Origin of the sequence: Amycolatopsis sp., assembly GCF_035276945.1 — a bacterium.
Classification (GTDB): Bacteria; Actinomycetota; Actinomycetes; order Mycobacteriales; family Pseudonocardiaceae; genus Amycolatopsis_E.
Genome location: NZ_DATELF010000153.1, coordinates 45,841 through 65,549, shown reverse-complemented (window position 1 = coordinate 65,549; position 19,709 = coordinate 45,841). Strand labels below are relative to the sequence as shown.

The window sequence follows — 19,709 nt, the reverse complement described above, 5'->3', positions numbered from 1 at the left end:
AACAGTACTGTTCAGCCTGCCCCTTCACGCACGGTGAGCGTGTGACACCCGTCTCACCAGGGTGCCAGCTCGTCCGCGGACGGGTAGGAGGGCTGCGCACCAGGCCGGGTCACCGAGATCGCGGCGACCCGGACCGCCCGCCGCGCGGCCGGTTCGAGCTCGGCTCCGCCGGCCAGAGCGGCGGTCAGCGCGCCGGCGAAGCCGTCGCCGGCGCCGGTGGTGTCCACGGCCTGAACCTCCGGAGACGCGATTTCGGTGGTTCCTGACGGCGTGATCACCAGTGCCCCGCGCGCGCCGAGGGTGACCACGGCGGCACGCGGTCCCAACTCGAGCAGTCCGGCCAACTCGGCGTCCGATCCGAGCAGCCACGCCGCTTCGTGCTCGTTGACCAACAACACGTCGAGGGCGGCGAGCGTCCGTGAACTGACCTTCGCCGTAGGGGACAGGTTGAGGACGGTCCGCACCCCCGCCCCGGCCGCCGCCGCGACCGCGCTTTCCACGGTGTGCAGCGGCACCTCCAACGACGCGACCAGCACCTTCGCTCCGGTCAGCGCGTCGACGACGTGAGCGGGTCCGAGTTCGCCGTTCGCACCCGGCGAGACCAGGATCGAGTTCTCCCCGTCGGGTGTCACGGTGATGTAGGCGATCCCGGTCGGCCGGGACACCGTCCGCAGCAAGTCGGTGTGCACCCCGGCCCCTCGCAACGACTCGGTCAACATCGCGCCGTACGGGTCGTCGCCGATCGCGGCGACGAGTGCCACGTCCGCCCCGAGCTTCGCGGCCGCCACCGCCGTGTTCGCGCCTTTTCCGCCGGGGGAGATCACGGTGTCTCCGCCGAGCACGGTCTCCCCGGCAGCCGGCCGGCGATCGGCCTGGACCACGAGATCGGCGTTGGCCGACCCGACTACCAGAACTTCATGGGTCATAAGTGGAAGTCTGCCGGAAACTTTGGTCCTGTTTCGTGCTCCCACTTGGCAGATGTGAACAGTTTTGTAACTTATCCCGCCTTGGATGCGACACTAGAATGAGAGTTCAACATCGTCACCTAAAGGAGTTAAATCCTGCGTCGGGACGTCCCGATTGACGGGTTACGAGCTCTCATAAAGCAGTCCACCCGCGGCGAGGCCGCCGGGCGGACATCGGGTCGCCGGTACCGATCGCGTAGCCCCCCGAGCGATCGGTACCGGTGGCGCCCCGATCCGCTGATTCCCCCATCTGCCTGCGCGTTCCGTCCCTATGCCGGACGGGGGAGCTCCTAGAATGTCTGAATGGACAAGCCGGAGCCCGCTGGGGACGTGAACCCCCAGACCTCCTCGCGCCGGGGCCGCGTGCGGGCGGCGACCGACCAGGACATCCGGCGGACCGCGCGCAGGCTGCTCATCGATCGCGGCCCGGAGGCCGTGACACTCCGGGCGATCGCCCGCGAACTCGGCATCACCGCGCCCGCCCTGTACCGGTACTACGGCTCACGCGACGACCTGGTCCAGCATCTCCGCCTGGACGTCATCGCCGACCTGGCGGCGGAGCTCAGCAAGGAGATCTCGGGGCTGGCGGCGGACGGCACGGCCCGGCTGTTCACCATCTGCCGGGGCTTCCGCAGGTGGGCACTGACACACACCAAGGAGTTCACCCTGGTGTTCGCGTCGCCGACCGGTGACGTCGGCTCGGCCACCGGCAGCGTCGCCACGCTGAACCGGGCGAGCGAACCGTTCGGGCGAATCTTCCTGATGGCCGCGGGGCAGGTCCTGGCCACCCACAAACTGACCATTCCGCCCGCGGACTCCGTGCCGGCCGAGCTGCGGGACGACCTGACCGCCTTCCAGAGCGAACTGCTTTCGGTGTTCACCGAATCCGGCGTCGACTTCCCGCTGGACCGGCTCGACCTGGGCACCACCTATGTGATGATCCAGTTCTGGGCACGGCTGTACGGGCACATCACCCTCGAGGTCTTCGGCAACTACCCGATCCCGCTGTCCAAACCGGACGCGGTCTTCGACGCCCTGCTGGCCGATCTCGCCCACGAGATCGGGCTCGAACTCGCCTGATCGCGCTGATCCGCTTCCGTGGTGTCGCGACGACATCGAACCCGCCGGATTCGATACGCCAGGGCCGTCCGCGTGACCGGCCCACTGGTACCGCCGCGCCGGATCGCGGAACGACGCGGCGGGCTAGAGAGGGCTAGAGGACCACATTCACCAAACGGCCGGGCACCACGATGACCTTGCGTGGCGTGCCGCCGTCGAGCAGCGCGGCGATCTTCTCGTCGGACAGCGCCGCCGACTCGACCGCGTCCCTGCCCGCATCGGCCGGCACGCTGATCCGGGACCGGACCTTGCCGTTGACCTGGATCGGGTACACAACGGTGTCTTCGACCAGGTAACGCTCGTCGGCGACCGGGAAAGGCCCGTGCACCAGCGAGCCGGTGTGGCCCAGGCGGTGCCACAGCTCCTCGGCGATGTGCGGGCACAGCGGCGCAAGCATCAGTACCAGTGGTTCGACCAGCTCGCTCGGCGTGGCATCGGCCGAGCCGTACACCTTGGTCAGGTGGTTGTTGAACTCGATCAGCTTCGCGCCCGCGGTGTTGAACCGCAGCTCCGCGTAGTCCTCACGCACACCCGCGATGGTCTTGTGCAGCCGTTTGCGGTCCTCCTCGGTGACCTCGGCCGTGGCGACCCGCAACTCGCCGGTCTGCTCGTCCACCACCAGGCGCCACACCCGCTGCAGGAACCGGTGCGCGCCCACGACGTCCTTGGTCGCCCAGGGCCGCGACAGCTCCAGCGGGCCCATCCCCATCTCGTAGAACCGGAAGGTGTCGGCCCCGTACGTCGCGCACATCTCGTCCGGGGTCACCACGTTCTTCAGGCTCTTGCCCATCTTCCCGTATTCCTGCGTGACCTCCTCGTCGCGGTAGAAGAACGTCCCGTCCTTCTCCTCGACCTCTTCGGCGGGCACGTAGAAACCACGAGCGTCGGTGTAGGCGTACGCCTGGATGTAGCCCTGGTTGATCAGCCGGCGGTACGGCTCCGGGGAGGACACGTCGCCCAGGTCGTAGAGCACCTTCTGCCAGAAACGCGAGTACAGCAGGTGCAACACCGCGTGCTCGACACCGCCCACGTACAGGTCGACGCCGCCGGGATCGTTCGCCCCGTGCTCGGCGGGACGCGGGCCCAGCCAGTACCGCTCGTTGTCCGGGCCGACGAACCGCTCGGTGTTCTCCGGGTCCACGTAACGCAGCTGGTACCAGCAGGAACCGGCCCAGTTCGGCATGGTGTTGGTGTCGCGCCGGTAGCGCTTGGGGCCGTCGCCCAGGTCCAGGGTGACCTCGACCCAGTCGCTGGCGCGAGACAGCGGCGGCGACGGCTCGGCGTCGGCGTCCTCCGGGTCGAAGGTCCTCGGCGAGTAGTCGTCCACCTCGGGCAGTTCGACCGGGAGCATGCTCTCCGGGATCGCGTGCGCGACACCGTCTTCGTCGTACACGATGGGGAACGGCTCGCCCCAGTACCGCTGGCGCGAGAACAGCCAGTCCCGCAGCTTGTACTGCACCGTGCCGGTGCCGTGCCCGTGCTCCTCCAGCCAGGCGATGATCGCCTTCTTGGCCTCGGCGACGTTCATGCCGTCCAGGAACCCGGAGTTGATCGCGGGCCCGTCGCCGGTGAACGCCTTGCCGTCGAAGCCCTCGCCCGGCTGGACGGTCCGGATGATCTCCAGGTTGAACTTCTCCGCGAAGTCCCAGTCACGCTGGTCCTGGCCGGGCACCGCCATGATCGCGCCGGTGCCGTAGCTCGTCAGCACGTAGTCGGCGACGAAGATCGGGATCTGCCTGCCGTTGGCCGGGTTGACCGCGTAGGCCCCGGTGAAGACGCCGGTCTTCTCCTTGTTCTCCTGCCGGTCCAGCTCCGACTTGCGCGAAGCGGCCAGCCGGTACGCATTGACCGCCTCGGCGGGGGTGTCCGCGCCACCGGTCCAGCTGGAGTCCACATCGGACGGCCACTCGGCCGAGGTCAGCTTGTTCACCAGCGGATGCTCCGGCGCCAGCACCAGGTAGGTGGCGCCGAACAGGGTGTCGGGACGGGTGGTGAAGACCTCGATCCGCTCCGCACCGGCGGTGAACGCGACCCTGGCACCCTGCGACCGGCCGATCCAGTTGCGCTGCATGGACTTGACCTTCTCCGGCCAGTCCAGCCGGTCCAGATCGTCCACCAGCCGGTCGGCGTAGGCGGTGATGCGCATCATCCACTGGCGCAGGTTCCGCCGGAACACCGGGAAGTTCCCGCGCTCACTGCGCCCGTCCGGGGTCACTTCCTCGTTCGACAGCACGGTGCCCAGGCCAGGACACCAGTTCACCGGCGCTTCGGAGATGTAGGCCAGCCGGTGCTGGTCCAGGATCGCCAACTGCTCGGCCCGGGTCAGTTCGCACCAGCCGCGACCATCCGGGGTCGGCCGCTTGTCCTGGGCGTACTCGGCCTCCAGCTCGACGATCGGGCGGGCCTTGTCCCGCTTCTCGTCGTACCAGGAGTTGTAGATGCGCAGGAAGATCCACTGGGTCCACTTGTAGTAGCCGGGATCGATGGTGGAGATGCGGCGACGCTCGTCGTGGCCCAGGCCCAGCCTGCGGATCTGCCCCAGGTAGGTCACGATGTTGTCCTCGGTGGTCTTGCGCGGGTGCTGCCCGGTCTGCACCGCGTACTGCTCGGCGGGCAGGCCGAAGGCGTCGAAGCCCATGGTGTGCAGGACGTTGCGCCCGATCATCCGGTGGTAGCGGGCGTACACGTCGGTGGCGATGAAGCCCAGCGGGTGCCCGACATGCAGCCCGGCCCCCGACGGATACGGGAACATGTCCTGGACGAACAGCTTGTCCGAGGGGACGTCGCCGGTGGCGAGCGGGCCGGACGGGTTCGGCGCGTTGTACGTGCCGTGGTCGGCCCAGTCGTTCTGCCAACGCAGCTCGATACGGCCGGCCAGGTCCGCGTTGTAGCGATGGCCGGGCGTGCCCTCGGTTGCTTCACTCACATCGTCATGGTAGGGGGCAGGACCGAACTGGTTTTCAGTGGACCAGGGTGTGCGGACGCTCGTCACCTGAGCCCACTTATCCTGGTCCGGTGTTCCTCGTCGCGCTGATTCCCATCGTGCTCGGTGTCGTCGTCGCCTGGAGCGGCCTGCTCGGATGGCGAGAACGGCTCCCGCGCGATCGTGGCGCGGGCGTTCGTACCGCCGCCACGCTGCGTTCCGACGAGGCGTTCCGGGTGGCCAACAAGGTCGCCGGACTGCCGACCATCGTCGCGGGCCTGGTGGGTGTGCTGGCCGGCGTCGCCGGGCTGTTCATGCCCGCCACCGCTGGTCCCGTCATCGCGTCGGTGATCGGGCTGGCCGGGATGTTCCTGCTCGTGGCCGGCGGGGGTCTGCTCGGTCACCGGGCCGCGGCGGTGGTACCCGCGCCGGTTCCGGCCGGCTGCGCGGGTTGCGCCTGCGGCGGCTGCGGAGTTCTCACCGGCAAATAGGGTCAGTTGCGCTGGAGGTCGCCGGGGTGGGTGGCCAGCAGGGCGGTCGGCACGCCCTGACGGCGCAGCACCTGGCCCCACAGGTCGTGGTCGGGTGTGGCCAGCACGTCGCTGGGCAGCGCCGGGACGATCAGCCAGTCACCGCGCTCGAGCTCGCCGGCCAGTTGCCCGGAATCCCAGCCGGCGTAACCGGCGAAGACCCGTAACCCACGCACCTTCGGCACCAGCAGGTCCGGATCGGCATCCAGGTCCACCAGCGCCACCGGGCCGCGGACCCCGATCAGGCCCGGCACCCCCGACGCGGTTTCCCCGGCCCGCAGCGCGGCCAGGCACAAGGCCGTCTTCTTCTCCACCGGGCCGCCCACGAACACCGCCTGCGGCTCCACCACATGCCGGCCCCAACTGGGCAGCACGTCCTCGACCGGTACGTCGCTCGGCCGGTTGAGGACGACGCCCAGCGTGCCCTCGTCCCGGTGGTCGATGATGAACACCACCGTGCGGCAGAAGTTGGGATCGAACATCGTGGGGGCGGCAACCAGGAGGGTTCCTGGTTCTACCTCGGCGTCCGCTGGCACCCGGTAATAATCTCACTCGTTTACCAAGCAAGTTGCACCGCGCGGGAACAACCCTCCCCAAGGTGCCGTTGAACGTATGGCCGGCGCACTCCGTGTCCCCCGGGCCCACTTGAGAAGAGCCGCTGTGGAATACCGTTCGGCTGGAGCCACATTGCGCCACGCCGCCGAGAGGCGACCAAGTGCGCCGGTCCCTGAACTTCCCTGCTACGTAAGCTGGCTCCCTGTGACGGCCAGTGCGGAACCCAGTGCGGAGAAGGTAAGGCTCCGCCTTTTCGTGACCTTGCCCGGATTCCGCCGGCTGCTGCTGTCCCGGTTCGCGGCCCAGTGGTCGGACGGCGTGTTCCGGGCCGGGCTGGCCGGCGCGGTGCTGTTCAATCCCGAGCGCGGCGCCGATCCGCTCACCATCGCGGGCGGTTTCGCGGTCCTGCTGCTGCCGTATTCGCTGATCGGCCCGTTCGCCGGTGCGCTGCTCGACCGGTGGGATCGCCGCCGGGTGCTGGTGCTGGCCAACCTGTTGCGGGCGCTCGCGGTCGCCGCGACGGCGGCGGGTGTCGGGTTCGGCGTCGCCGGGCCGCAACTGTTCGTGCTCGCACTGGTCGTGGAAGGCATCTCCCGCTTCGTGGGCTCGGGTTTGTCCGCGTCGCTGCCCCATGTCGTGCCGCTACGCACCCTGGTGACGGCCAACGCCGTGGCCACGACCTCCGGAGCCATGGTCGCGGTGATCGGCGGTGGCTGCGCGATCGGCCTGCGGTCACTGCTCGGCACCGGGGACACGGGTTCGGCTTGGACGACCGCGACCGCGGTGGTGGGTTCCGTGCTCGCCGCGGTGGTCGCCGCCCGGTTCTCGCGCGGCAGCCTCGGCCCGGACGCGGTCGACGAACCCGCCGACCCGGTGCTCGCGGTCGCGCGCGGATTCGCCGACGGCGCCAAGGCCGCCGTGCGCGTGCCGACCGTTACGGCGGGCTTCGTCGCCCTGTTCGCACATCGCGCGTCCTACGGCATTTCGCTGTTGCTGACCGTGCTGCTCCTGCGGTTCTCCTTCACCGACATGGGACCGCTCAAAGCAGGCCTGCCGGGACTGGGCCAGATAGCGTTCATGGGGGGCGCGGGCATCCTGGTCGCCGGTCTCTGCACCCCGCGGCTGGTAGCCCGGTTCGGCCGCCGCGCGGTGACCATGGGCTCGCTGCTCGTCGCCGCGGGCGCGCAGGCCGGGCTCGGGTTGCCGATGGTCCTGCCGACCGTGCTGCTGGCGTCCTTCCTCATCACGTCCGCGGGCCAGGTACTCAAGCTGTGTGTCGACTCCGCGATCCAGGCGGAAGTGGGGGACGAGAGCCGTGGCCGGGTGTTCGCGCTCTACGACACCTTGTTCAACATCACACAGGTGGCCGCCGTCGCCGTGGCCGCCGCGATCACCCCGCTGAACGGCCGCTCCCCGCTGCTGCTGATCGTCGCGACCGTCGTCTACCTGCTGGGCGGCGCCGGATACTCGGTGATTGCGCACCGCGATGGCCGATCTTCTGCATAAGGTGACCAGCGTGCGGGAGGATGGTGCGGTGTTGCTCGCGCGGATCGGTGCGCTGGCCAGCGCCGGAGCGCCCAGCGGCTGGGAGCGCGTCGAGGTTCGTTTCCGCCAGGTCGGCCACTACACCGAGCTCGAACGGATCGTCGTGATGGGCGACACCACCCTGACGCTCGATGGCTCCAGCGATCTTTCCGACACGCTCACCGAACTCCGGGCTCAGATGTACGAGCCTGGCCGCGGATCCTGGCTCCAGGCTCACTGTCGCGTACGCCCTCAGGGCGACTTCGACTTCGACGTGGACGCGGAGCCTCGGTGGCGGCGTCCTCCACCGGACCTGGCAACCGAGCTCGAAGCCGAACGGAAAGCGTTTCCCCGGGAAGAAGAGCACCTGCCGGACTGGTGGCGCCGCGCCACCGGGCTACCACTCGCGGTGACCTTCCGCCACGCGCGGGTGGCCGCGCCCTCTGGGGGTGCAACCCCCAGGCCCCAGACCCCCTTACAACACGAACCGAAGGTGCCGGAGTCCGAAGTGCCGCTCCTGTTGCGGTACCTGGAACGGCAGCCCGAAGTCCTGGTGAGCAGCGGACTCGGGCCGGACGCGTTCAGTGGTGGCGCGGACGTCGACGTGCCGCAGAGTTACCACACCGACGGCACCTGGGTCTGGCCCGCCGCGGTGCCGCACTACCTGCGCAAATACGGCCTTCCGCCGGAGCCGGACTTTCTCGCGCACATCCGCCGGCGAGGGTTCCAGCCGCCCTATGTGGACAAGTTGACAAGACGTACCGCGGCCGCGGACCTCCTCGGCAGGCCACGTCCCAAGGCCGACCCCCGGGATTTCACACCCACCAGCGGGGAGATCGCCGCCGCCCTGGAGACCGAACCGGACCCCAGGCTCGAAGACGCCGCCGTGCTCGTCGTACTCGCTCAACGTCTGGGCGAGCAGGGAGTCTGGGCCGGGGCCTACCGGATCGCGGCCCGGGCGGACGGGATGTGGTGCCTCAACACCACGGAGCAGGGCTGGGAGGTAGCCCGGTACTGCGGTGGAGAGCCGGTGAACCCGCGTTACTTCGAGCGCGCCGAGGACGCCGCGCAGCACCTGCTCGGTGCGCTGCTGCTGCACCCCGGGCGGATGACCGGCGGGCGGGAAACCCCGCTGGAAACCGCCCCCGAGCTCGCCGACTGGCCCATCCAACCCGCCGACGGCGAACCGCCGTTGACCTTGCTGCGCAACAAGCGGACCGTCCGGCTCACCGTGGGCACGGTCGTCCTGCGTTTCGGAGACGAAACCGGGAACCTCGTGCACCACGACGAAACCCGCTTCCCGGCCACTTCGCTGCCCATCGAACGGGAACGTCGCGAGTGGCGATACCGGTTGAGACGCCCGCTGACCGTGTTGCTGGGCGTTGCCGTGCCGTGGGCGGGACTGCCCGGCGGAGCGGTGGGCTACGTGCTGCCGAAGGTGATCCGCGACCACCTCGCGGACGGCTCGCTCGAGAAGTTGTAGATCGGGGGACAAGAAAGCCCAGCCGGGAGGATCCAAGGGGTTCCGTGGGCTAGATTTACCGAGTCTTGACCGAGCAGGGGGAACAGTGCGGTACCGAGTGGAGTTGACCGATCGGCCGGACGGGCTGTACGCCGTCTGGCGTGGGCAGGTCTTCCATGCCCAGCGCTCGTCGGCCGACGGCACCGTCCTGCTCGCGACCCTGCCCGGCGACGAAGCCGGCGAAGACTTCGACATCGAGTGGGACTCCCGGCCGGCGAAAGTCGTGCCAGCGGCTGAAGCCGGCACGTTCGGCCTGCAGACGCACTGCGTGTTCGACGACGAACTCTTCCAGATCGCGCCGGGTGGTGACGACCAGGCACTGACCCTCCGCTGGAGCGGACAGGACGAGTTCCGCGCCCGCCAGCTCGGCCTGGTGGGACTCACCGCCGCCGCGAGCGCCGACGAGATCACCGCGCTCTGGCAGGAACGGCACGACTTCCCCGGCGGCACCCGCCCCGAACCGGGCACGGGCAATCCCGGAGAACTGATCCGCTCGATCGCTCGCCGCCTCCGGCAAAGCCTGCCCGACGGCTGGGAGCGGGTCGCCGCGCAGTTCCGGCAGATCGGCGACTACGCCGAGATCGAGGTGCGGTCGGTGGGCGGCGGGTTGTCGGTGTCGCTGCCGGCATCGGTCCAGCTCGGCCAGCTTTTCGTGGCTCTGCGGTCGGCGATGTACCAGCCTGGAACGGGCACCTGGGTCAAGGGCACCCTCACTCTCGAGGCCCCTTCTCAGTTCCACTTCGACTACGACAGCAAGAACGAGCCCGGCTGGCGGCAGGCGCCAGGGCCCGGCAGGCTGACGGCCCGCGCCTACGACGCCGAGTTGGAGTACTTCCCGCGTGAGCGCGAGCAGGTTCCCGAGTGGCTGGCCGCCAAGGCCGGTCTGCCGCTGGACGTGCAGTTCCGGCAAGCCGTGCCCGGAGACAAGCGGCAGCCGCTGCCGCCGGACGAGGTCCGCCCGGTGCTGGACTACCTGTACCGCGCCCCGGTGGTCGTGACCCGGCCCGGCCGTCTCCCTGATGCCTTCGCCCCCGCCGGGCCGCCCGACGTTCCGGACGCCTTCCACACCGACGGGTTGTGGATCTGGCCCGCGGCCGTGCCGCACTACCTGCGCAAATACGGTCTCCCGCCGGAAGGGGAGCTGCTCGACCGGATCCGCGCCAACCGCTACCGGGTGCCCTACCTGCGGCCGGAGCTACGCGCCGCCGCCGAGGCGGACGTTCTTGGCCAGCCGCGCCCGCCAACACCAGCGGTGCCTGATCTCGACGCCGTCACCCTGGTCGACCGTGGGGAAGAACCGCCCATGGGGTTGCGGGCCGGTGAGGTGCTGGGGGTCCTGCGGCGACGCCTCACCGAGTACGGAATTCCGGAGTCGGCCTACCGTATCGGCGAGCAGGCCGGTGGCGCTTGGAGCCTCCACCGTACGAAGGAAAGCTGGGAGGTCAGCGGCCCGGACTGTGCCGAGCCCGCGGCCTTCGCCCATGTGGAAGAGGCGGCGCGGTTTCTGTTCGGCTCGCTGCTGCTGTATCCCGCGCGGGTGCCGGACGAGCCGTCGGAGCCGCTCGACTGGCCGATCTTGCCGCTGCGGGGTGAGCCGCCGCTGAACTTCTTCCGCTCGAAGCGGCTCATGGTCCTGGGGGCCGAGACAACGGTTTTGCGCTTCGGCAACGAGGCGGGGAACCTGGTGCATGACACCTCGACCCGCTTCCCGGAAGCTTCCCTGGCACCGGAGCGGGAACAGTTGCGGCAGACCTACCGGGTGACGCGGCCGCTGCGCGTGCTCACCGGGGTGACGCTGCCGTGGGGCCCGATGCCCGGCGGCGCGGTCGGCTACTTCCTGCCCCACGCGCTCGCCCAGCATCTGGAAGCGGGAGCGCTGGAACGGGTTTGACTCTCGTGCTCGACGTTCTTGATCAGCGCGGTTGTCTTCGCCAAGCCGACGGCCATCATCGCAAGGCCCTCCCGCATCTCCTTTTGGAGACCGTCAAGCCTCTTGCCCTGCTCGAGTTACGTCTTGCGGCGTGCCTCCAAGGATCTTATGTGAGCGCGAAGTCGGGCGTTCACGTCCCCGACTTCGTTTGAAGCGGCGAGCGGCGCCACGCCAGCGTCTTCACGAGCCACCCGGCCATCTTCGCGTGCGTCATGGGCGACCTCAAGCGCGTCGGCGGGCGTTTGCTCCGCAAGAGGTACTCGGTTCTCCGTTTCTTCGGCCACGGTAGCGACCGTACGGAGCCCAAAGAGGGCTCTGACCTGCGGATGCGGCGTAACGTAGCACGGTTGTTTCACGTAGAACATCGCCCGGCGGAGCCCGTCACCGCCCGGCACCCGTCACCGCTCCGGGGGTTCGACCCCGTTCGCCTCCGCCCAGCGGTAAAGCTCCTCGACCGCCTCGTCGTGGGTCAGCGGCCCGCGGTCCAGACGGATCTCCTTGAGGTGCCGCCACGCCTTGCCGACCAGCGGTCCGGGCGGGAGACCGAGCAGTTTCATGATCTCGTTGCCGTCGAGATCCGGCCGGACCTTCGCGAGGTCCTCCTCGACGGCGATCCGGGCGATCCGCTCCTCCAGGTCGTCATAGGTGCGCTGCAGGGTCGCGGCCTTGCGCTTGTTCCGGGTCGTGCAGTCGGCGCGCACCAGCTTGTGCAGCCGTTCCAGCGACTCGCCGGCGTCCGTGACGTACCTGCGGACCGCGGAGTCCGTCCACTCGCCGCGGCCGTAGCCGTGGAACCGCAGGTGCAGGAACACCAGTTGCCCCACGTCCTCGATGACCTGCTTGGGATACTTCAGCGCCCGCAACCGTTTGCGCGCCATCTTCGCGCCGACGACTTCGTGGTGGTGGAAGCTCACTCCGCCGCCCGGCTCGAGACGCCGCGTGTCCGGTTTGCCGATGTCGTGCAGCAGGGCGGCGAGCCGCAGCACGATGTCGGGTTCCCAGCCGTCCCGCCGCTCCAGGGCGATCGCCTGCTCCAGCACGGTCAGCGAGTGCTGGTAGACGTCCTTGTGCTGGTGGTGCTCGTCGATCGCCAGTCGCATGCCCGGCACCTCGGGCAGCACGATGTCGGCGAGCCCGGTGTCCACCATCAACTCCAAACCCGGCCGTGGACGAGGGCCGAGGAGCAGCTTCGACAGCTCCGCCTGCACGCGCTCGGCGGTGATCCGCGAAAGCTCGCCCGCCATCTCGGTCATCGCGGCCACCACCCTCGGCGCGGGGCTGAACCCGAGTTGCGAGACGAACCGGGCCGCCCGCAGCATCCGCAGTGGGTCGTCGGCGAAGGACTCCTGCGGGGTGGCGGGCGTGTCCAGGACCCGGGCGCGCACGGCTGCCAGCCCTCCGTGCGGGTCGGCGAACTGCTTTGTCGACAGGTCGATGGCCATCGCGTTCACGGTGAAGTCCCGGCGCAACAGGTCGCCCTCGATGGTGTCACCGAAGGTGACCTCCGGATTCCGGCCCACCCGGTCGTAGCTGTCCGCACGGAACGTGGTGATCTCCAGCGTGGCGCCCCGCTTGGTGACCCCGACCGTGCCGAACTCGATGCCCGTCTCCCAAACGCCGTCGCCCCAGCCGGAGACGATCTTCAACACCTCACCGGGCCGCGCGTCCGTGGTGAAGTCGAGGTCGGCGGACAGCCGTCCGAGCAGCGCGTCCCGGACACTGCCGCCGACGAGGTACAGCCGATGACCGGCGCGGGCGAACAGCCCCGCGAGCTCGTCGGCCAGCGGGGAGATCCGCATCAGTTCAGCCACGGCGTTCCGCTTCGCGGCGAGCTCGTTCACCAGGACCCAACCACCCGAGAAGTCCACTTGAAGAGTACAGACACGAGAAACCAGCCTACCGATCCACTGAAAGTGAAGGGCCAGCTACGCGTTCGTAACCATCGAGCTTGCCGAAGCACTAGCATCACAGCATGTCTGGATCGGCCGGTCGTTCCGCCGCGGGTAGGCCGCGACGCCGGTCACGACGCCGCCGCGGCAGGCGGATGAACACGGTCGACGAGACCTCGGCCGGCGGGTTGGTGGTTGATCAGGACCGGTCGCGCGCGGTGTTGATCGGCCGGCTGGACCGGCACGGCAAGCTGCTCTGGTCACTGCCCAAAGGCCACATCGAAGACGGCGAGACGATCGAGCAGACGGCGATCCGTGAAGTGAAGGAAGAAACCGGGATTTCGGCGCGGGTGCTGGAATTCCTCGGCACCATCGACTACTGGTTCGTGGCCGAACGCAGGCGGGTGCACAAGACAGTGCATCATTTCCTCCTGGAGGCGGTCGGCGGTGAACTGTCCGACGAAGACGTCGAGGTCACCGAGGTGGCCTGGATGCCGATCGCCGACCTCGAGGAACGACTCGCGTACACCGACGAGCGCGCGCTGGTCCGCAAGGCCCGGCAACTGTTCGGAGACGAGAACCAGACGGCGGTGAAGTAGTGACGAGGGGGTCTGGGGGCTTGCCCCCAGCGGGGACCCGTGGGGGTCCGGCCCTCCGCAGGACGGAGCGGCCCAGGGGCGTGCTGACTCGGCTCGCCGCGTTGGCGCTGACAGTGCTCTTCGCCGGGCTGAGCGCTCCGCCGGCCATCGCCCAGCAGAACGGGGAAAGCCAGCGCCTGAAGCTGAACATCACGCAGCTGACCCCGCGCGTGATCAACAACTCCGCCACCACGCTCACCATCGCCGGGACCGTGACCAACATCGGCGACCGGCGGATCAGCGACCTCCAGGTGCGGCTGGAGCTCGGGTCGAAACTGACCACCGAGCGGCAGCTGAGGTCCGCCATGACAGGCGCGGTGGCCAGCCCCGAGTCGATGTCGAAGTTCGTCGAGATCCAGCCTTCCGTGCTCGCACCGGGGCAGACCGGTCAGCTTAACGTCACCGTCAAGCTCGACGGGTCGGCCAACAACCTCCGGATCAGCAGCGCGGGGATCTATCCCCTGCTGGTCAACGTCAACGGCACGCCGGACTACGGCCGTGCCGCCCGGCTGTCCCCGCTGAGCCTGCTCCTGCCCGTGGTAGGCGCTCCGGGAAGGACGGCCACGCAGCAACCGCCCAGCCAGCCCGCGCCGGTCACCATGCTGTGGCCGATCGCCGATGCCCGGCCGCGCGTCGTCGCCGCTCCCTACAGCGGAACCACCGTACTCGGCGACGACGTGCTCGCCGGCGAGCTGCGGCCCGGTGGACGGCTGGACGCGCTCGTCTCGTCGGCGCTGAGCGTGCGCAACGACCCGGAGCTGGCCCGTTCGCTCTGCTACGCCATCGACCCGGACCTGCTGGACACCGTGGACGCGATGAGCCGTGGCTATGACGTCCGTACCCCCGCCGGAAACGTGCCGGGTAGCGGCGTCGAGGTGGCGAAGACCTGGCTGGCCTCCCTGCGCACGCTGGTCGCCAACCAGTGTGTGATCCAGCTGCCCTACGCGGACGCCGACCTGTCGGCACTGGCGAAGGTCCGTAACGGCGACCTGATGACCTACGCGCTCGGCCAGCGCGTGCAGCCGATCCTCGGGGTGCGGCCGATGTCCGGGGTGATCTGGGCGGACGGTTCCCTCAGCGCGGCCGCGCTGAACGCGTTGGCCGGCGCGGGGGTGACCACGGTCGTCGCCAACCCCTCCGACCTCGAGAGCCAGGTCAGCGGCGGAGTCGTCGTGGGCGGCAACGTGCGCGCCGAGCCCGTCGACTCGCTGGTGAGCACCGGCCTGGGTGGTGCCACCGGCTCGGCGCCGACGGCCTCGACCCCGGTGGACGATCCCGCCATCGGCGCGCAGAACGGCCTGGCCGCGCTCGCCTTCCGGGGCGGGCTCGGCACCAGTGCGAGTTCCGGCAAGCCGGTGCTCGTCGCACCGCCTCGCCGGTGGGATGTGCCACAAGCCGAACTCACCCGGCTGTTGCAGACGTTCAACGACTTCCTCGACCGCCGGATGCTGACCGCCGCGCCGCTCACCCAGTTGCTCGCGGCGAACACCACCGGCGACACGACGATGAACTACACCACCGACGATGCCGCCACCGCGACCCCGGCCGCGGTGACCGACGAAATGGCCGCCATCGAGAACACGATGGCGGACCTGCGCGGCGCGATGACGGTCGACTCGACCGCCCAGGTGGATCCGGAACAGTTGCTGTTGCCCCTGCGGTACGCGTTGGTTCGCAACTGTTCGACGGCCTGGCGGACGACCAGGGGCGCGGCGGAGATGTCTGCCAACGATTCCCGGACCGAACTGGACGCGCTGCTCCGCCGTGTCACGGTGGACACGCCGGCGGTGCCGATCTCGATGGCATCGGGTTCCGCACCGCTTCCGGTGTTCCTGCGCAACACCCTGCCGGTGCAGATCGCGGTGCGGATCAGCGTGAACAACAACGCCGGCCTGCGCGTCGGCGACACCGGGATCCAACTGCTGCCCGCGGCACTCGGGCGGCCGGTCCAGATCGAGGCAGAAGCGCTGCGCGCGGGGAAGTTCAGCGTGACGGTCAACCTGAGCACACCGGACGGGACGCCGCTGGGCAACCCGGCGCGCTTCGAGCTTCGCTCGAACGAGTACGGCGTGGTCACCCTCGTGCTCACCATCGCCGGTGGCGCGGCGCTGGTCCTGCTCTCCGGCCGGCAGATCTACCGCCGGCTGAAAGCGCGGAAGGCCGGATGAGCGCCCACCAGCGACGGGCGTCACGCGATTCGTCGTGACGGGAGTGACTACCCTGGTGTAACCGAGTCGACCGCCGAGGATTGGGCACGCGTTGGACAGAGAGCCGGGGTGGCCACCCGAGCGTCCCGCCGAACGCACCGCTCGGCGGCCGCCGGGCCGGACAGCACCTTCCGAACAACCCACCCGGCGAGTCCCGCCGGTGAACGGGCGCCGCCAGCCACTGCCGCCGAGGGCCCAGCCTGCCCCGCCGGCGCGGCAGCCACCACCTCGGCAACAGCCGCCGGTGAACGCCCAACCGCCACCGGCGCCAGCTCCGTCGCACCACCAGCCCGTCCGGCCGTGGCAGCGGGAACAGCAGCAGGACAGCATGCCGTTCGGTGCGCCACCGTTGCAGCCGAACGACCCGGACGCCACGGTGTTCATCCCGCGTATCGGCGGAGTGCCGGCCAGTTCGAAATGGCCGCTCGCGGACCCGGACGTGCTGCGCCCGTACGACACGCTGGCGACCCGGTTCATGCCGCGGGTGCAACCCAGCGTCACGTCGGCCGACTCGTTCGGCGAGGGTCCCGGGCTGGACGCGACGGGCTTCCTGCCGCGGGTCACGGAGACGCCGGCGGCGCCGTCGCTGGCCAGGTCCAGCAGCAAGATGGCGATCGCCTCGCTGGTCAGCCGGATCACCGGGTTCTTCTGGAAGATCATGCTGGTCTGGGCCGTGGGCACGGGCATTGTGAACGACTCGTTCAACATCGCCAACACGATGCCCAACATCTTCTTCGAACTGCTGCTCGGAGGCGTGCTGAGCAGTGTGGTGGTGCCGCTCCTGGTGCGCTCCCAGGACGATCCCGACGGTGGCGAGGAATACACGCAGCGAATGCTGACCGTCGGGCTCGTGCTGCTGCTGGTGGGCACGGTCGTGGCGGTCATGGCCGCCCCGGCGCTCACGTCGCTGTACATCGAACCCGGTGACCACGCCAACCCGGAGCTGACCACGGCGTTCGCCCGGCTGTTGCTCCCCGAGATCTTCTTCTACGGCGTGTTCGCGTTGCTGTCGGCGATCCTCAACGCCAAGCACATCTTCGGGCCGACCGCATGGGCGCCGGTGATGAACAACGTCGTGGTCATCGTGACGCTCGCCCTGTTCATGATCCTGCCGGGGGAGGTCAGCCTCAACCCGGTGCGAATGGGACAGCCGAAACTTCTGGTGCTCGGGATCGGCGTGACGCTGGGCATCGTGGTACAGGCGCTGCTGCTGGTGCCGCCGCTGCTGCGGACCGGTTTCCGGTTCCGCTGGCGGTGGGGCATCGACCGCCGGATGAAGGAGTTCGGCGGACTCGCGCTGTGGATCCTCGGCTACGTCGCGGTCAGCCAGATCGGGCTGACCATCAACACTCGCGTGCTGACCACCGGCGACCCCGGCGGGGTCACCATCTACTCCAACGCCTGGCTGCTGTTCCAGCTGCCCTACGGCGTGATCGGGGTGTCGCTGCTGACCGCGATCATGCCGCGGCTGAGCCGTAACGCCGCGGACGGCGACACCCGCAAGGTGGTCGCCGACCTTTCCTATGCCTCACGGATCTCGACGGTGATGCTGGTGCCGATCGCCGCCGTGATGACGTTGATCGGCGAACCGATCGGGATCGCGCTGTTCAGCGGCGGCGAGAACTCCGCCACGGACGCCGCCCGGCTCGGCGAGGCGCTGGCCATCTCGGCGTTCGGGCTGCTGCCCTACGCGCTGGTGATGCTGCAACTGCGGGTCTTCTACGCGATGAAGGACGCCCGCACGCCGACGCTGATCATGGTCGTGATGACCCTGGTCAAGATCCCGCTGCTCTACCTGTGCCCGGTGCTGCTGGACAGCAGGCAGATCGTGCTCGGCACCATGATGGTCAACTCGCTGACCTTCGTGATCGGCGCGATCATGGGCCAGGTCTGGCTGTGGGTGAGCCTGGGCAACCTGCGCAGCAAGCGGGTGCTGGGGGTCATCCTGTTCACCGTCGTCGCCAGCGGGCTGGGCGTGGTCACGGCGATCCTGGCGGGGACGATCGTGCCGGACTTCGGGGTGCGGATCACCGCCTGGATCAAGCTGATCCTGCAGGGTCTCGTGGGCTTGGGCGTGTCGTTCGGGGTGCTCGCCGCGCTGAAGGTCGAGGAACTCGCGCCCGCGACGAAGAGATTCACCCGTTTGGTCAAGCGCAGGTAACGATCAACACACGGCTGGCTCGGAAACTTGTGTCGTGTTCCCGTACCCTCGACTGCAAGTGCGCGAAAGAGGGCTTGGGGTGAACGAGAAGCGGAACGAGCAGCCCGGTACTGCCCGGGTAGGCGTTCGCGCGCGGGGAGGTTCCCTTGCGCCGGGCAGTGTCGTCGGCGACGGCAGGTACCGGTTGCTTGCCCAGTTCGGCATCGACGAGCGCGCGGGCGCACATCTGTGGCGAGCCCGCGACGGTCAGCTGCGCCGTGATGTCGCGCTGACCCTGCTGGTCGGCGACCCGGCCGACGCCGAGTCGGCGAGGCTGGCGCGCAAGACGCTCGAACGCGCCACGCACGCCGCCAAGTTCCACCACGACGCCATAGCGAAGGTGCTCGACGTCCTCAGCCTAGGCAGCGGGATCACCTCCAGCGAGGGCCTGCTCGGCGTGGTGGTGACCGAATGGACCAAGGGCACCGACCTGATCGACGTCGTCGCCGAGCGTCCGGTCGCACCGCTGCCGGCGGCCCGCATGGTGCAGAAACTCGCCGAAGCGGTCGAGTTCGCGCACCACTCCGGCCTGGTGCTCGGCCTCGACCATCCCCAGCGGCTCCGCGTGACCGCGGAGGGCACGCTCCGCCTGGCCTTCCCCGGCCCGTTGCCCGACGCCACCCTGCGCGACGACGTCAAGGCGATCGGCGCGGTGCTGTACCTGTTGCTGACCGGCCGGTGGGCGTTGCCGGGCGGTCCGGCCGCCATTCCCGCCGCGCCGCACGCGCCGAACGGCCGCCTGGTGCCGCCCCGTTCCCTGAATCCGCAGGTGCCCGCCGAGCTGTCCGCGCTCGCGGTCCGCACCATCGAGGACGGCGGCCACGGCGGGATCCGGACCAGTTCGGCGATCCTGCGGGCGCTGGAGCTGGCCGCGGAGGCCGAGGAACGCACCCAGCTGATCAAGGCACAGGCCGCGGCCGGGGTCAAGACCGAGGACGACGAGACGATCTGGACCACCAAGCGGCCGGTCAAGGACAAGGCCCGGCGGCGGAAGCTGGCGCTCGGGGTGACCGTGCTGGTGGTGGCCGCCGTCGGCATCCTGGCCTGGCTGGGCATGCTGGCGATCAGTTTCTTCCAGAACGACTCGGGATCCACCGGCCCGGCGATCAACGTAGCGGCCCCGACCACCACCACCACCACCACCACCGCCGCGCCGCCGCCCAGCCAAGCGCCCCCGCCGGCCTCCTCGCCGCCCGGCCAGGCACAGCTCGGCGCCGCCGTGAAACCGTCGGACATCGGCGTGTACAACCCGGACGGCAGCGGCGACAACACCAGCCGCGCGGGTAAGACCGTCGACGGTGACCCGAACTCGTTCTGGCGCACCGACCAGTACAACCAGCAGTTCCCCACGATCAAAGAGGGAGTCGGCCTGGTCGCGAGCTTCGACGACCCGGTCAACCTGGCGAAGGTGACCGTCACGGCGAGCAGTCCCGGCACCGTGGTCGAGATCAGGCTGGCCGACTCGGCGGACCCGGACCTGACGTCGACCCGGGTGGTCGGCACGGCCACGCTGAACGACGGGACCACCGACATCACCCTCCAGCAGCCCCAGCGGGCCCAGTACGTGATCGTCTGGATTTCCCAGCTCGGCCGCAACGGCGGCAAGTACCAGTCCCAGATCAGTGAGCTGACCTTCCTGCCCGCGGGGTGACATCCGCCCAGGGTCGGCTCCCCGCCCGTCGAGACGCTCCGGGGCGCGCTCAGCCG

At 69.4% G+C, this 19,709-nt stretch carries 13 protein-coding genes; 9 read left to right on the top strand and 4 right to left on the bottom strand.

Translation table 11 applies throughout. The features are described 5' to 3' along the window. Positions 1-53: 53 nt before the first annotated feature. A complete protein-coding gene (locus VJT49_RS27610) occupies positions 54-926 on the bottom strand; it encodes a ribokinase (protein WP_324167849.1) in 873 nt (290 codons plus the stop codon). A 342-nt stretch (positions 927-1,268) separates the two neighbouring features. Between VJT49_RS27610 and VJT49_RS27605 the strand changes: the two genes are divergently transcribed. Next, positions 1,269-2,045 (top strand): TetR/AcrR family transcriptional regulator, encoded by a 777-nt coding sequence (locus tag VJT49_RS27605; RefSeq protein ID WP_324167848.1) that lies wholly within the window; start codon positions 1,269-1,271, stop codon positions 2,043-2,045. Between the two features lie 133 nt (positions 2,046-2,178). On the opposite strand, the gene leuS is transcribed toward VJT49_RS27605, so the two are convergent. Beyond that, entirely contained in the window at positions 2,179-5,010 is a 2,832-nt protein-coding gene (gene leuS, locus VJT49_RS27600) for a leucine--tRNA ligase (RefSeq protein ID WP_324167847.1), read from the bottom strand. 89 nt (positions 5,011-5,099) lie between these two features. Here leuS and VJT49_RS27595 point away from each other — a divergent pair, with 89 nt between their 5' ends. Next, positions 5,100-5,498: an SdpI family protein gene (locus tag VJT49_RS27595; protein ID WP_324167846.1), complete on the top strand. Its 399-nt coding sequence runs from the start codon at positions 5,100-5,102 to the stop codon at positions 5,496-5,498. A gap of 2 nt (positions 5,499-5,500) precedes the next feature. Here the strand turns inward: VJT49_RS27595 and VJT49_RS27590 are convergent, their stop codons facing one another. Then, on the bottom strand, positions 5,501-6,073 hold the full coding sequence (locus tag VJT49_RS27590) for a YqgE/AlgH family protein (protein ID WP_324167845.1): 573 nt from the start codon (positions 6,071-6,073) through the stop codon (positions 5,501-5,503). Between the two features lie 223 nt (positions 6,074-6,296). On the opposite strand from VJT49_RS27590, the gene VJT49_RS27585 reads away from it, so the two are divergent. From VJT49_RS27585 to VJT49_RS27575, 3 genes are all read left to right on the top strand, one after another. After that, positions 6,297-7,598: an MFS transporter gene (locus VJT49_RS27585; RefSeq protein WP_324167844.1), complete on the top strand. Its 1,302-nt coding sequence runs from the start codon at positions 6,297-6,299 to the stop codon at positions 7,596-7,598. After that, the gene (locus tag VJT49_RS27580) at positions 7,579-9,099 is read left to right on the top strand and encodes a TNT domain-containing protein (RefSeq protein WP_324167878.1); all 1,521 of its coding nucleotides are present in this window, start codon (positions 7,579-7,581) and stop codon (positions 9,097-9,099) included. Before VJT49_RS27585 ends, VJT49_RS27580 begins: the two co-directional genes overlap by 20 nt. Positions 9,100-9,184: 85 nt before the next feature. Beyond that, positions 9,185-11,029 carry a TNT domain-containing protein gene (locus tag VJT49_RS27575; RefSeq protein ID WP_324167843.1) on the top strand — a complete coding sequence of 615 codons (1,845 nt, stop codon included), beginning with the start codon at positions 9,185-9,187 and terminating at the stop codon, positions 11,027-11,029. Between the two features lie 437 nt (positions 11,030-11,466). Here the strand turns inward: VJT49_RS27575 and VJT49_RS27570 are convergent, their stop codons facing one another. Continuing rightward, positions 11,467-12,909 carry a CCA tRNA nucleotidyltransferase gene (locus tag VJT49_RS27570; protein ID WP_324167842.1) on the bottom strand — a complete coding sequence of 481 codons (1,443 nt, stop codon included), beginning with the start codon at positions 12,907-12,909 and terminating at the stop codon, positions 11,467-11,469. 131 nt (positions 12,910-13,040) lie between these two features. Between VJT49_RS27570 and VJT49_RS27565 the strand changes: the two genes are divergently transcribed. From VJT49_RS27565 to VJT49_RS27550, 4 genes are all read left to right on the top strand, one after another. After that, entirely contained in the window at positions 13,041-13,556 is a 516-nt protein-coding gene (locus VJT49_RS27565) for an NUDIX hydrolase (RefSeq protein ID WP_324167841.1), read from the top strand. 80 nt (positions 13,557-13,636) lie between these two features. Further along, positions 13,637-15,763, top strand: coding sequence for a DUF6049 family protein (locus VJT49_RS27560; protein WP_324167840.1), 2,127 nt, complete (start codon positions 13,637-13,639; stop codon positions 15,761-15,763). Positions 15,764-16,130: 367 nt separating this feature from the next. Next, complete coding sequence (gene murJ, locus VJT49_RS27555; protein ID WP_324167877.1) at positions 16,131-17,963, top strand: murein biosynthesis integral membrane protein MurJ; 1,833 nt, start codon at positions 16,131-16,133, stop codon at positions 17,961-17,963. 79 nt (positions 17,964-18,042) lie between these two features. Next, a complete protein-coding gene (locus tag VJT49_RS27550) occupies positions 18,043-19,653 on the top strand; it encodes a protein kinase family protein (protein ID WP_324167839.1) in 1,611 nt (536 codons plus the stop codon). The last annotated feature ends 56 nt before the right edge of the window (positions 19,654-19,709 follow it).